Below are 14,716 nucleotides of genomic sequence, written 5' to 3'. Positions count from 1 at the left end.
TTCTTATTTGATGAATTCCGTTTTGAAAACTTCATCATAATTATGTACACAGTTATTGACAAATCCCTGTTCTGCCATCCATTTGTCGCTGTACACTTTGGTAATGTATCTTGACCCATGATCAGGATAGATTAAAACAACGATATCATTTTCGGCAAATTCATGAGATTGTGCATATTGCATCAATGCCTGGGTAACTGCTCCTGTAGTATATCCACCCATGATCGCTTCTTTTAAAGCAATTTCTCGGGTTCTGTAAGCAGACATTTCATCATTTACTCTTACAAATTCATCAATTTTATCAAAAAGCAGGGCAGAAGGAATTAAATTTTTTCCCATTCCCTCGATCTGATAAGGGTGAACATCTTCTTTGTGAATCTCACCTGTCTCATGATAGCTTTTAAGAATAGAACCGTCGGCATCTACCCCTATTACTTTGATATCAGGATTTTTTTCTTTTAAGAATTTAGCTGATCCGGATAAAGTTCCACCTGTTCCAGTGCAGGCAAAAAGGTGAGTGATCTTACCTTCTGTCTGTTCCCAAATTTCAGGTCCTGTTGTCTGGTAGTGTGCATCAATATTGAGTTCATTAAAATACTGATTGATGTAAACTGAATTTGGTGTTTCTGAAGCGATTCTTTTAGCAACTTCATAATAAGATCTAGGGTCATCTGCAGGTACATTTGCAGGGCATATATACACCGTAGCTCCAAGTGCTTTCAGATAAGCTATTTTTTCTGGCTTTGTCTTGTCACTTACAGCAAGTATACATTTATATCCTTTAATGATGCAAACCATTGCAATAGAAAAACCGGTATTTCCGGAAGTAGTTTCTACAACTACAGAATCTTCTTTTAATAAGCCTTTTTTTTCAGCGTTTTCTATAATGTGAAGTGCAATTCTATCTTTAGTGGAATGTCCAGGATTATATGATTCTAACTTGGCATAAACGGTTGCGGGAATATCTTTCGTAACAGTATTTAGCTTCACCATAGGAGTGTTTCCTATTAGGCCAAGGATATTATCGTAAACATTACTCATTATTTGTTATTTTCAATAAAAATCTGACGGCAAAAATACAAAAAAATAAATAATTTTTAAACTTTTGTTGGGTTTCAAACTATTGATTAAATAAAAAAAAATTTTTATTTTGTAATTTTCGCTATACAGGCTTGGCAAATACTACGCCAAAATTTTTAAATTTTGTTAAAATCCCCATAGAATGATCTAAAAACATTATTTTCGCATAATTGATTTTATACTATGAAAAACTGGACTTTTAGGCAATGGAACACCTTTCTCGGATGGGTGATTTTTGTCATTGCATTTTTCACTTACCTTTCGACCATAGAGCCCAATTTTAGTTTTTGGGATTGTGGGGAATATATTTCTTCGGCAGTAAAGCTGGAAGTGACACACGCACCGGGAGCAGCCTTGTTCCAGATTGTGGGCGCAGTAGCAGCTATTTTTGCTTTTGGAAATGGTGAGCATTATTCAATTGTTATTAATGGAATGTCTGCATTATTCAGTGCATTTACAATTTTGTTTTTGTTCTGGACGATCACTCATTTGGTAAGAAGACTTCTGAACAAAGATTTTGAAGAAGTAACAAAACATCAGGAAATTTCTATTCTTTTTGCAGGGGCGGTAGGGGCTTTATGCTTTACCTTTTCAGATACATTCTGGTTTTCTGCGGTAGAAGGAGAAGTATATTCTATGGCTTCTATGTTTATTGCTTTATTGGTTTGGTTGATTACTAAATGGGAGAATGAATATAAAGATGCTGCCAACGAAAGATGGATTATTCTTATTTTCTTCATTCTTGGTCTTTCTGTAGGGGTGCATATGATGTGTATGTTGGCAATTCCGGCAGTTTGCTTAGTGTATTATGCAAGAAACTATAAGTTTACCTGGAAGAATTTTATCTGGGCTAACTTGATTACTCTGGGAATTTTAATTATAGTTTTCAAAATTATCTTCCCATTGATCATGACGATGTTCGGTAAGCTTGAGATTTTCTTTGTAAATGGTTTAGGACTTCCTTTCCATTCAGGAACAATCGTTGCATTTATTTTAATGGTTGCGATTTGCTACTTCCTTATCAAGTATGCAAGAAAATCTAAAAAGAATGTATTTCAGACGATTTCATTATCTATCGTTTATATGATTATCGGTTTCTCTTGCTGGATGGTGATTCCTATCAGAGCGAATGCAAATCCGCCAATGAACCTTAATGATCCTGATACGGCAATTGGTATGCTGGATTATTATAACAGAGAACAATATGGGGACTGGCCTACGATATACGGGCAAAACTATACTGCGTTTTTAGATGCAAAAGGAATTGAGAAAAATGAAGACGGAAGCTTTAAAACAGTTAAAACTGGTGATATTTACGAGAAAGACGAAAAGAGCGGAACGTACAGAAAAACCGGAGACAGATTCAACTATGTATTTAGCAAGTCGCATGTAAGCTTGATGCCTAGAATGTTTAGTGAAGATAAACAGGTAATGGCCAATTACATTTCTATGTATGGTGCGCCTGATTTTACATTCAACTATGACAATGCAGATATTGCTGATGATCCGCAGGCAAAACAGATTTTTGAAGAGCTGAGAGGAAAATATGAAGACGGAACGATTACAGCATCGGATTACCTTAAAGTAAAACCTTATGATCTGATTAACGTACAGAAGCCTTCACTTGCTCAGAATATGGATTACTTTATCACATTCCAAAACGGATATTATTTTGTAAGATACTTGTTCTGGAATTTTGTTGGAAGACAAAATGATTTAGAAGGAAGCACTGAAAATACAAGAGGAAACTGGATCTCTGGAATCCCTTTTATTGATAACGCAATGTGGGGAAATCAGGAAGCAATGCCTGCAAAATATAAGAATGAAAGTACTGTTAAGTTTTTCTTCTTACCGTTAATTTTAGGTTTGATTGGATTCTTTTTCCAGTTAAACAGAGATTTCGGAAGATTCTATGCTATGCTTTCCATCTTTATTATAATGAGTGTGGGGATTATTTTCTATACAGGAGTAAAACCTTTTGAACCAAGAGAAAGAGATTATGCAATGGTTGGCTCGTTCTACGTTTTTGCAATATGGATCGGTTTGGGAGCAGGAGCTATTCTTTGGTTCATACAATCTAAAGTAAAATCTAATGCAGCCAATATGGTGGCGGGTGTTGTGTTATTAGGAGTTCCATTTATGATGGGCTTCCAGAATTATAATGTACACAACAGACACAACAGATATACATCTTATGACTACGGATATTCAATCTTAAAATCTCTACCTAAAGACGGTGTTTTATTCGTATACGGGGACAACGATACTTATCCGGTTTGGGCAATTCAGGAGACAGAAAGATTCCGTGATGATGTGAAAGTGGTTAACTTTACTTTGGCATCTACTCCTTGGAACCTGGATCAGGTGAAGAGAAGAACCTACAATGCAGCAGGAATTCCTGGAGTTCTTACTCATGATGACTACAGAGACGGAGTAAATGATCAGATTTATCTGATGAAAAAAGAAGATTGGGAAGGATTCTTCTCAATGCTAAAACAACAGGGAGCTCCGGAAACCGAATTCCAGTCATTCAGAAAATATCTTACTCAGGATTCTATCACATTAAAAGAAGCTCTAAACTTCATCAAAATGAAATCTCCTGAAAAAGATGAATTGTTGAAAATGTATTTTGGAGAAGAGAAATATGAAAAATACAATATCCTTCCAGTAACCAAATTTATTTTACCTGTAAATAAAGAAAATGCGGTAAAAGCAGGAATCATCAATGCAGCTGATCTTCCAAATGCAGCGAATCAGATTATGATCAATTATAAGGCAAATACACTATATAAGAGTAATCTGATGATGCTTGACCTTCTTGCGAACTTTGACTGGAAAAGACCGGTAAGCTTCTCTTCAGGAGGAATCTATGACAGTGAAAATATTTTCTACCTTGATGAATACTTACAGTTTGACGGATTCAGTTACAGATTGGTACCGATTCACACCCCTCCAACTGCGGACGGAGATTTAGGAAGAGTAGATGGAAATTCGCTTTATAATGTGGTTAAAAACTACAGATGGGGTAATTTCAAAGATCTGAATACTCATTTTGATGAAACAGCGACTTCAAATATCCTAAGCTACAGAAGTTCTGCAAGTAGAGCAGCAGCAGCATTAGCATTAAGCGGACAAAAAGCAAAAGCTTTAGAATTACTGGATCTTGCTGCAAAAGAAATTCCTGCAGAAAAGTTCAATGATCCTCGTTCATTAAGTTCTATGGTATACGGATATATCGTTGCCGGTCAGGAGCAGAAAGCCTTGAAATTAGCAGAAGTGCTTAAAAAAGGAATCTTCGAAGAATACGAATATTATATGAAGTTAAGTCCTCATGACCAAAAACTAATAGGCAGAGATATGAGAAGCAAGCCTATGGAATATTCACTTGTCGTTTCAGCGGTTACCGATGGATATAGAAAAATAGGACAGAAAGATAAAGCGTATAATTATCTGGTAAAATCAATAGAACCTATTGACAGCAGATTCAACAGATTTGTAGAAAATCTTAAAGAAATGGGTAAAGAAAAAGCCATGAAAGAATCTGAAAAAGTACAAAAGATAACGCCTTTCTATCAGTATTTATTTGATGTAATGGAACCTTATGACTCCACTTACTCCAAAGAAAAAGAAGAGCAGATTACCAATGCAATTATAAAAGCAACACAGTAAATATTTTTAAAACGGAACTTCGGTTCCGTTTTTTATTTGTTGATATTCAGAAATTTTAAAATTATCTTTGTATCAATTAAAAATACAGAATGACCGAATCTAAAAATAAAAACCTTCCCGTTTATGCCCTCTTTTTTGCAATTATTGTAAAACTTTACTTTTTGCTTACCCATCATATTCAGGAAGACGCTTTTATTACTTGGAGGGTGGCGCAGAACCTTATGGATTATGGAGTCATAGGCTTCAACGGGGCAACGAAAATTTCAGCTTCTACGACCCATTTATATGTTTTTGTATCCTATTTTTTCAACCTTATTTTTGGAAAAGAAAACTTTATAGAACCGTTACTTATTTTTAATACCGTGCTGTTTAGCATAGGAAGTTTATTCCTTTCCCATCTGCTTTTTAAAAATCCTTGGCACAAAGCAATCTTTATATTTCTTTTTGGTATACTTCCCCCTTCCATTAAGATTTCGATCTTAGGGATGGAATACGGAATTCTGTTTTTTTTAGAAATGGCTTTGCTGTATTATGGCTTTAAAAAAGAAAAGAAATGGGCTTTACTTATTTTACCGGTTTTAATTTTATTTACTAGAATAGATTCTGTTATTTTTTTAGGAATTGTTTTCCTTATAGATACTTTTTGGAATCGAAAAATAAAATGGAGTTTCGTTCTGGGAGGAGCTTTGGGAATCAGTATTGCATTAGCATTTAACTGGTTTTATTTTGGAGAACTGATCAACAATACAATCGTTGCCAAGAAACTACGATATGACAATAACTTCACTTTACAGCAAAACTGGGATTATTTCAGACTGAACTACGGTAACTTTTGGGGAATGCTCAAATTACCGGGAGATTTCAATCCTTTTACCATTCTTGTCGCGGTTTTTGAAATCGTATGTTTCGTCTTTATAATAAGACAGAAAGAACATACCCAAAGAAATAAATTCCTGTGGATGATCTTTATTTTTGCGTGGACGAAGCAGATTATTTTTCTTTCACAGAAAAGTCTTTTCGATTGGTATTATTGGGTGCCACAGATTCTGCTTTTTGTGCCGGTTCTTATATTTGTGTTGGAGCAGAAAGAAAAAAGAAACCTTTGGCTAAGCGCGCTTATTGTTTTCTATATCCTTCCTATGTTGGCTTTTCAGACCGTACATTCTATAGCAACAGGAAACGGAGAATGGAACTACAGAAGATCGATCGGGCTTTATCTGGATCTGTACGAAAAAGATAAAAAACAATGGATTCTGCTTGAACCGGCAGGTTATGTTCCTTATTTTTCTAAATTAAAAACAATCGATGAAGTAGGGTTGGTTGATAAACAGATTCAGGAAGAAATTAAAAAAGATAAAACCAATTACTGGATTAATACTGTAAAGAAAAGAGAACCTAAATACCTGCTTTCCTATAAAGATCTGTTTACCGGAAAAGATGCTGAATATTATAAATCTCATTATAGACTTTTAAAAGAATTTCGTATCAAGGATCATCTGAACAGTCAGAATAAAATCCTGGAAAAAATTTATCATTTAAAACCATCCGGAACAGATTATAATTTATACGAAAAAATTAAATAATATAACAACTCAACATCTTAACAGTTCAACCTATGAAATACTGTGCTTTTCTCCGCGGAGTCAATGTAAAAGGAACCAATATGAAAATGGCAGAAGTTTGTCAGGTATTCAAAAATGAAGGAATGAATGATGTGGTTTCTATTCTGGCTTCCGGAAATATTGTCTTTTCATCAGATAAAAAAGCAGGAGAATTAAAAGAAATTTTGGAAAAATCTATGTCTGAACATTTCGAATATGAGGCTTACCTGTTTATTAAATCTCAGGAAGAAATAGAACAGTTTTGGAACGGAAATCCTTTTGAAAAAAATGAAGATCTTCATTCCTATACTTTTGTTGGAAACGCTGGTGTTGAAAAAGTTTTAATGCAGGAATTTGAAAACGCTTCAAAAACCGATAATGAAGATGCTAAAATAGTAAAGGATATCTTTTATTGGCAAGTTCCTAAAGGAAATACTCTGGATTCTACTTTTGGAAAAATTTTGGGTAAAAAAAGCCTGAAAGATCAGTTTACCAGCAGAAATATTAATACGTTTGAAAAGATTTTAAAGAAATTCTAGTTTAAATTCTCCCACAGACTATGCAGAGTTTATGGTAAAAAAAATCTGCGCAATCTGTGTCATCTGCGAGAATAAAAAAAGAATCAGAATAAAAAATCCCAAAGAATAAAACTATTACCACCATAGTCTGTTAAAGACATCAAATAATTTCCGATTCTGAAACTTTCTCAGTATTTTTACTGAACTTTTTAATAAAAAATAAAATGATTCAGTATTTAGATAATATTCATCACAAAGATTCAAAAAACTTTTTCCTTATTGCCGGTCCTTGTATTATTGAAGGCGAAGATATGGCTCTTAGAATTGCCGAAAAAGTGGTAGAATTAACCAATAAATATAATATTCCATACATTTTTAAAGGGAGTTTCAAAAAAGCAAACAGAAGCAGAGTAGACTCTTTTACAACGATTGGTGAAGAAAAATCTTTGGAAATCCTTAAAAAAGTAGGAGAAACTTTCAATATTCCGACAACTACAGATATTCATGAGAACGAACATGCGGCTTTGGCAGCTCAATATGTGGATGTTCTGCAGATTCCTGCTTTCTTAGTACGTCAGACAGACCTTTTGGTGGCTGCAGCAAAAACAGGAAAATGTGTGAGTTTGAAAAAAGGACAATTCCTTTCTCCGGAATCTATGAAATTTGCCGTTCAGAAAATTACAGACTCTGATAACCCAAGAGTTGCTATTATTGAAAGAGGAAATTCTTTCGGATACACAGATCTTATTGTAGATTACAGAGGAATTCCTACCATGAGAGAATATGCTCCGGTTATTCTGGATGTTACCCATTCTTTGCAACAGCCGAACCAAAGCTCAGGTGTTACGGGAGGTAGACCGGAACTTATCGAAACCGTAGCCAAAGCAGGAATTGCTGTAGGAGCAGACGGAATTTTCATAGAAACCCATCCAACTCCGGAAACTGCTTTATCTGATGGAGCGAATATGTTAAGACTTGATTTATTAGAAGACTTATTACAAAAACTGACAAGAGTAAGAGAAGCTATTTTATAATGAAGAAATTTTTATTGTTCCTATCACTCTCTTTTTCTTTGTCTGTGTATGCCCAAAAAAGAGATTCTTTACAATTTTCTTTACCTGAAAAATACAATCTTCATCTGGAAGAAAAACAGGAAAATGATCAGATGATCATGATGGAATACATTCCGAAAGGTCAAAATTGGGATAACTATGACATTATTGTTACAAAATTAGTTTCTAAAAATCTGGCTTCAGTTCCATTGCAGACTTTTTTTGATAATCATAAAAAATTGAGTAAGTCAAAAACCAAAAATCTAAGAATAAAAGAATTAGCCAGAAATAAACAAAATGAACGGGAGTACATTCTGTTTACGATGGAAGCTGATTCTTATAAAGATTCAAAAACTACAGAATCACAGGTTTACTACCTTACAAAAGGTGATAATGATGTATTTACGTGCATTGCTGCCATAAAAGAAAAGAATTTACCTGAAAAATTTGTGGAAGAATGGTCAAAAGTTTTCCTGCAGAGCCAAATAATAAAATAAAAGTTATAAATTAACCGTTTGAAATTTTAAAATATTTCGTTTGAAAAAACTAGTTTTACCATTGAGCCTGTTGGCGCCTCTGTTTGTATTTTCCCAGACTAAAAAGAAAGATACTGCAACAACTAGAGTTAACTATATTGAAGAAGTCGTTTTCCAGAAACAAACAGGAAATACATCCGATCTTTCTGCTGTGAAAATTTCAGCAAAAGATGCTAAGAATGTTGCCAGTATTTCAGGAGGTATTGAAGGGATCCTTAAAACATTACCTTCCGTAAACTCCAATACAGAGCTGTCTTCCCAATATATGGTTCGTGGTGGAAACTATGATGAAAACCTTATCTACATCAATGATATTGAAATTTACCGTCCTTTTCTGATCAGAAATTCTCAGCAGGAAGGGATGAGTATCATCAATCCGGATATGGTTTCTACAGTCAACTTTTCAGCCGGAGGTTTCGAAGCAAGGTATGGAGATAAAATGTCTTCCGCCCTGAATATTTACTACAGAGAACCTAAGAAGTTTGAACTTTCCGGAGAAGCAAGTCTTATCGGAGGAAGATTAACAACTGGTTTAGCTTCAAAAAACAAGAAGCTGACCGCTTTATTTTCAGGAAGGTACAGAAATACCAATTTGGTATTGAATACTTTAAATGAAGATACCGATTTCAACCCTACCTATTGGGATTTCCAGTCGTATATCAACTACCATGTCAGCGATAAATTTTCACTTTCATTCATCGGATATTATTCTAAGAATGACTATGAAATGGTGCCTAAAGCAAAAAGCGTAACTTTCGGAAGCCTTCAGCAGCCTATTACCGTTAATATTGGATATGCGGGAAGAGAAGAGGATATGTATAAAAATATGATGGGAACGTTCTCTATGAACTATAAACCATCAGATAAATGGAGATTTACCCTAGACAGCTTTTCTTATCAGAACAGAGAAAAAGAGTATTATACCATTCATTCCCAATACGAACTTCAGACTTTTGACCAGACAACAGGAGCTCCCGTTGTTTCGTATGATGTAGGAGGGCAGATTGAAAGTGCAAGAAATGATCTTTTTGTAAGAACATACGGAACACAGTTCAGAGCAAGATTTTCACCCAATGTAAATTCAGATTTTGAGGTGGGTTTTAAATATGAAAAAGAAAACCTGAAAGACCTTACGAATGAATGGAAGCTGGTAGATTCTGCAGGATACAGTACTCCAAGACCTGCCAATATTCTTGATCCCAGACTTAATGAAGCAGATCTTGAGCTGTTCTACAGTATATCAGGAAAAAATCATATTGAGCCGACAAGATTATCTGCGTATGCACAATATTCTCAGAAATTCTATTGGGGAAGCAGTAAAGTATTTGTAAATGTAGGAGCAAGAGTTGCCAATTGGAGTTTTAATAAAGAAACCATTTTTTCTCCGAGATTCCAGTTTGCCATAAAACCGGATTGGGATTCAGATATGTTGTTTAAAGTAAATGGAGGTATTTATTACCAGTCACCTTTTTACAAAGAAATTAAAGACCTAGAAGGTAACTTCAATTCAGATATAAAATCTCAGCGTTCCATACAGCTTGTATTGGCAAATGATTACGAATTTGAGATGTATGACCGACCATTTAAGCTGACTACAGAGCTTTATTATAAGAAAATGGATAATGTTATCCCTTATTATATGGACAATGTCAGAATCCGTTACTCGGGTCAGAACAATGCTTCCGGTTATGCCTATGGAATTGATACCAGATTATATGGTGAATTTGTTCCGGGAATAGATTCATGGTTGTCTGCGAGTTATGCAAGAGCATACGAAAATATTGATGGAAGAGGAAATATTCCGAGACCTACAGATCAGAGACTGAGATTTGCTATGTTCTATCAGGATTATATGCCGAGTTTCCCTTCAATGCGTGTAAACCTTACTTTGGTCTATGCAATGGGATTACCAAACGGAGCACCTGTATTTACAGATCCTTATCAGTATCAGAATACATTACCTTCATACAAAAGAGTAGATCTTGGACTTTCTAAAGTATTTATCGACAGAAAAGACAACAAAAAAACGTACGGTTTCTGGAGTAATTTTGAAGAGTTGACATTAGGGGTTCAGGTTTTCAATGCCTTTAATATTAATAATACGGTTGCTAATCAATGGATTACCGATTATAATTCCAACTTGATGTATCCGGTTCCGGTTCGTCTTACAGGAAGATTTTTCAATCTTAAATTAGAATTCAAACTATAAAACAAAAGCTTCTGAAAATTTCAGAAGCTTTTTTATTTCCCGAATTTTATAACAACAATACAAAATTCTATAACCATCATAGTAAAGATATTTTTACCTTTGTCTCAATGAAAAAGATTCTTGCCATACTGTTTTCTGTTTTCTACTTCGGATTTTCTTCCGGAGCGGTATTCAGTGTACATTATTGCATGAAAGAATTGGCTTCTATAAGTCAGAAAGTGGATGATATCTGCAGCAAATGCGGAGTCAAAACCAAAAAAGACTGCTGCAAAACCGAAATCAAAATTGTAAAAGTTGATGATTCGCAAAAATCGGATCTGCTTAAAATTGATTTTTTAAAACAGTTTCCGGAAGTTTTAAATCATGATTTTTTCTTCATCGATCGGTCTTTTTCATCGATAAAATTTACTCAGATTCAAATCAATGCGCCGCCGGAAAACCGGGCGCTTCCCATCTATATTACTCATTGTAATTTCAGAATTTAAAATTCGTCAGTCGTTTGATAGCCATATCATTACGAACGACACGACCTGTCGCATTTTGCGATCAGAAAATCTTATTCTTTAAAAATTAATTCTAAAATTTAATACAATGAAAAAATATATCATTACAGTAGCATTATCTTTATTCTCAATAATTTCTCTTTCAGCACAGTCTAAAAAAGATGCTCAGGTTTCTAAGCTTTATCAGAATTATATCACTATGAAATCTGCATTGGCTTCAGATGATGCAGATAAAACTTCAAAAGCGGCGGCAGAATTCATTAAAACGGCTTCTGTAATTGATTATAAGCAGGTTTCAGAAGGGAATTTAAATATCCTGAGAAAAGATGCTACGGCTATTTCGGAAGCAAGAAATATAAGCACACAGAGAGAAACTTTCTTGAACCTTTCAGACAATATGATTGCGCTTACTAAAGAATTTAAACTGTCTGAAAATCCTATCTACGTTCAATATTGTCCTATGGCAGACGGAAGCTGGCTGAGCGACGAAAAGAAAATCATAAACCCTTATTATGGAAGTTCTATGCTTTCATGCGGAAGTGTAAAGTCAGAGATTAAATAATTGATCTATTTTATTTAAAATAACAAGTTGTATAGTTTTAATTAGAATCAGCTTTAAGGTTTTTTTTGGAAATTAAATTAAAAATTTTCGAAATCTTTACTCAGTGAAATGCTTCTACAGACGAAAAATATTCTCAATAATTTCAAGAAAATATTTGTACTCTTTGCTGATTAATTTAAAACTATACAATTTTAAAAACTTCGAAATATTATGAAAAAGATAATAATGTTTCTGATGCTTTTATTCTCCGTCTTTAATTTTTCACAGACGACAAAAACATATTTTACATGTCCGATGGATCCTGAAATTGTTTCCTCAAAACCGGGTGACTGCCCAAAATGCGGAATGACTTTAAGGAAGAAAACTGTAGTTGTCACTCCGAAAGTTGTAGCTAAACCGGAAGTGAAAACTCCACCTAAACCAGAGATAAAATCAAAAGAAATTAGAAATAAGGCTAAGACTAAAGTTGAGAACAAAAATGATGTTAAAAAAATGAAGATGGCTAATAAAGCAGATAACATCAAGCCTAATTTAAATTCTAAAAATAAAGCTCAAACTTTATCTCAGTCTCAACCTCAAAAATATACCTGTTCCATGCATCCGGAAGTGATTTCCGATAAACCCGGAAAATGCCCGAAATGCGGAATGGAATTAGTTGAAGTTGAAAACCATTCTCAACCTCAATCTCAATTTGAACCTGAAACTAAAAATTCTGTTTTAAAAAGAAATTCAGAAAATGGTAAGATAAGCTTTGGAGGAAGAACAGTTCGCTATGATCTTTATGTAAAAGATACCATTGTAAATTTTACAGGTAAAAATAGGAGAGCAATTGCTGTGAACGGGAGATTACAGGCTCCTACACTGTATTTCACGGAAGGAGATACCGCAGAAATTTACCTTCACAATATGCTGAAAGAAAATACCGGTTTTCATTGGCATGGAGTGATCTTACCTAACGAACAGGATGGAGTTCCTTATCTGACTACAAAACCTGTACAACCGGGAGAAACCCATCTGTATAAATTTAAAATCTCCCAAAACGGAACCTATTGGTATCATTCCCATGTAGGTTTACAGGAACAGATCGGAATGAACGGAATTTTAGTCTTCCAAAAAAGAGAAGGCGAACCAAAAATAGAGTATACAAAGGAAATTCCGGTCTTATTAGGCGATTGGAGTGATGATGACCCAATGCAGATTGCAAGGAGGCTCCATATGGCGAATACAGATTGGTATGCGATTAAAAAAAACGCGGTGCAGAGTTACTGGGAAGCCATTAAATCAGGAAACTTCGGGACAAAAGCCCTGAACGAATGGAAGAGAATGGAGGCAATGGATGTAAGTGATGTGTATTACGATAAATTTCTAATCAACGGGCAGCCCAGTTCTGAATATTCTCAGTTAAAAGCAGGTGATAAAGTCAGATTAAGAGTGGCAAACGGAGGTTCTTCTACTTATTTCTGGCTGAATTTCGGAGGTGGGAAAATAAAAGTCATAGGAAATGACGGAAACGATGTGGTTCCGATTGAAGTTGACCGCCTGATTGTCGGTGTTTCTGAAACTTATGATATTGAAGTGACTATTCCTGAAAATAAAAGCTTTGAATTCCGTGCTACTTCAGAAGACAGAATTGGCCATGCCTCACTTTGGTTAGGTTCAGGAGATAAAGTAGAAGCTCCGAATTTACCGAGATTAAAGCTCTTTGAAGGGATGAAAATGATGAACAGCATGATGGAGATGAGCGGAAATATGAAGCCAATGAATATGACGATGGGAAATCAGATGATGGACATGAATGAAGTAATGTATCCTGAACTTCCTGAAAGCCAGCGAAAAATGACGATGAAGCACATCAATGAAATGATGGGGATTAAAACCAAAGAGAAAGAAAGTGAAGATCATTCGAATCATTCCGGAATGAATATGCAGGAAGAAAAATCAATTAAAAGATTATCTTACAATATTTTAAAATCTCCTGAAAAAACAATTCTTCCGACGGAAAATGTTCGTGAACTGAAGTTTACTTTAGAGGGAAATATGAATCATTATCTGTGGACTTTAGACAACAAGACCGTTACAGAAACAGATAAAATAATGATAAAAAAAGGAGAAATCCTGAGAATTACCATGTACAATAATTCCATGATGCGTCATCCGATGCACCTTCATGGTCATGATTTCAGGTTGATTAATTCAAAAGGAGAATATTCACCGCTTAAAAATGTAGTAGATATCATGCCGATGGAAACCAATACCATTGAATTTGCAGCGAGTCAGGATGGTGACTGGTTTTTTCACTGCCATATTTTATATCACATGATGGCAGGAATGGGAAGAATTTTCAGTTATGAAAACTCAAAACCGAATCCACAGCTTCCGAACAGAAAACTGGTATGGAAAGACTTTATGAAAGATAACAGGATGGTAAGCTCTATGGCGATGCTTGATCTGCAGAGTAATAAACTCCATGCAGAAACCATGACGATGTTCGGACCAAGATGGGCAAACCTTAACGAGTTTCATTCCAATTGGAATTTTGATCATTTTGAAGGAAGTATGAAAGTCGGACGATTCTTAGGGAAATTCCAATGGGCACTTCCTTATGCAGGATTCAGAATTCAGAAAAACCATGAAATTATGGAAAGACAGATGACAGAAGAAATGGGAATGGATTTTCATGGAAAGAAAACCTGGTTTGGGCAGCAAACAGCTTCTAAAAATAAAGCCAACTTTATTGTCGGGATGCAATACCTCTTGCCTATGTTGGTGACAGCCGATGCAAGTGTTGATCAGAACGGAAAAGTTTTACTCGAATTGAGCAGGGAAGATATCCCGCTTTCCAGAAGATTAAGAGGAAATTTCAGTTTAAATTCTGATGGCGAATTTACCACAGGATTACGGTATATCTTACAAAAGTGGGTATCTGTTTCCGGAAATTACGATAATGAAATGGGATGGGGAGCCGGAATTACTTTAACCTATTAAT

Annotated in this window: 10 protein-coding genes; 9 read left to right on the top strand and 1 reads right to left on the bottom strand. The window is 34.9% G+C overall.

The annotated features are described in order from the left end of the window. Positions 1 to 3: 3 nt before the first annotated feature. Positions 4 to 1,041, bottom strand: coding sequence for a PLP-dependent cysteine synthase family protein (locus JI747_RS04565; RefSeq protein ID WP_225686591.1), 1,038 nt, complete (start codon positions 1,039 to 1,041; stop codon positions 4 to 6). 222 nt (positions 1,042 to 1,263) lie between these two features. Between JI747_RS04565 and JI747_RS04560 the strand changes: the two genes are divergently transcribed. The 9 genes from JI747_RS04560 (at position 1,264) to JI747_RS04520 (ending at position 14,715) form a co-directional block, all read left to right on the top strand. Next, complete coding sequence (locus JI747_RS04560; protein WP_225686589.1) at positions 1,264 to 4,749, top strand: protein O-mannosyl-transferase family; 3,486 nt, start codon at positions 1,264 to 1,266, stop codon at positions 4,747 to 4,749. 89 nt (positions 4,750 to 4,838) lie between these two features. After that, the gene (locus JI747_RS04555; RefSeq protein WP_225686587.1) at positions 4,839 to 6,332 is read left to right on the top strand and encodes a hypothetical protein; all 1,494 of its coding nucleotides are present in this window, start codon (positions 4,839 to 4,841) and stop codon (positions 6,330 to 6,332) included. A gap of 32 nt (positions 6,333 to 6,364) precedes the next feature. Beyond that, entirely contained in the window at positions 6,365 to 6,889 is a 525-nt protein-coding gene (locus JI747_RS04550) for a DUF1697 domain-containing protein (RefSeq protein ID WP_225686585.1), read from the top strand. A gap of 203 nt (positions 6,890 to 7,092) precedes the next feature. Continuing rightward, complete coding sequence (gene kdsA / locus JI747_RS04545; RefSeq protein ID WP_225686584.1) at positions 7,093 to 7,902, top strand: 3-deoxy-8-phosphooctulonate synthase; 810 nt, start codon at positions 7,093 to 7,095, stop codon at positions 7,900 to 7,902. After that, positions 7,902 to 8,417, top strand: coding sequence for a hypothetical protein (locus JI747_RS04540; RefSeq protein ID WP_225686583.1), 516 nt, complete (start codon positions 7,902 to 7,904; stop codon positions 8,415 to 8,417). The genes kdsA and JI747_RS04540 overlap by 1 nt, the downstream gene beginning before the upstream one ends. A 40-nt stretch (positions 8,418 to 8,457) precedes the next feature. Further along, positions 8,458 to 10,665, top strand: coding sequence for a TonB-dependent receptor plug domain-containing protein (locus JI747_RS04535; RefSeq protein WP_225686582.1), 2,208 nt, complete (start codon positions 8,458 to 8,460; stop codon positions 10,663 to 10,665). Between the two features lie 107 nt (positions 10,666 to 10,772). After that, on the top strand, positions 10,773 to 11,150 hold the full coding sequence (locus JI747_RS04530) for an HYC_CC_PP family protein (protein WP_225686581.1): 378 nt from the start codon (positions 10,773 to 10,775) through the stop codon (positions 11,148 to 11,150). Between the two features lie 106 nt (positions 11,151 to 11,256). Next, positions 11,257 to 11,730, top strand: a complete 474-nt coding sequence (locus JI747_RS04525) for a DUF3347 domain-containing protein (protein WP_225686580.1) — start codon at positions 11,257 to 11,259, stop codon at positions 11,728 to 11,730. A 210-nt stretch (positions 11,731 to 11,940) separates the two neighbouring features. Further along, complete coding sequence (locus JI747_RS04520) at positions 11,941 to 14,715, top strand: multicopper oxidase domain-containing protein (RefSeq protein WP_225686579.1); 2,775 nt, start codon at positions 11,941 to 11,943, stop codon at positions 14,713 to 14,715. The last annotated feature ends 1 nt before the right edge of the window (position 14,716 follow it).

Source organism: Chryseobacterium tagetis (assembly GCF_016735585.2).
GTDB classification, from domain to species: domain Bacteria; phylum Bacteroidota; class Bacteroidia; order Flavobacteriales; family Weeksellaceae; genus Chryseobacterium; species Chryseobacterium tagetis.
The sequence above is the reverse complement of the archived record's forward strand: the minus strand, read 5'-3'. Positions and strand labels throughout refer to the sequence as shown.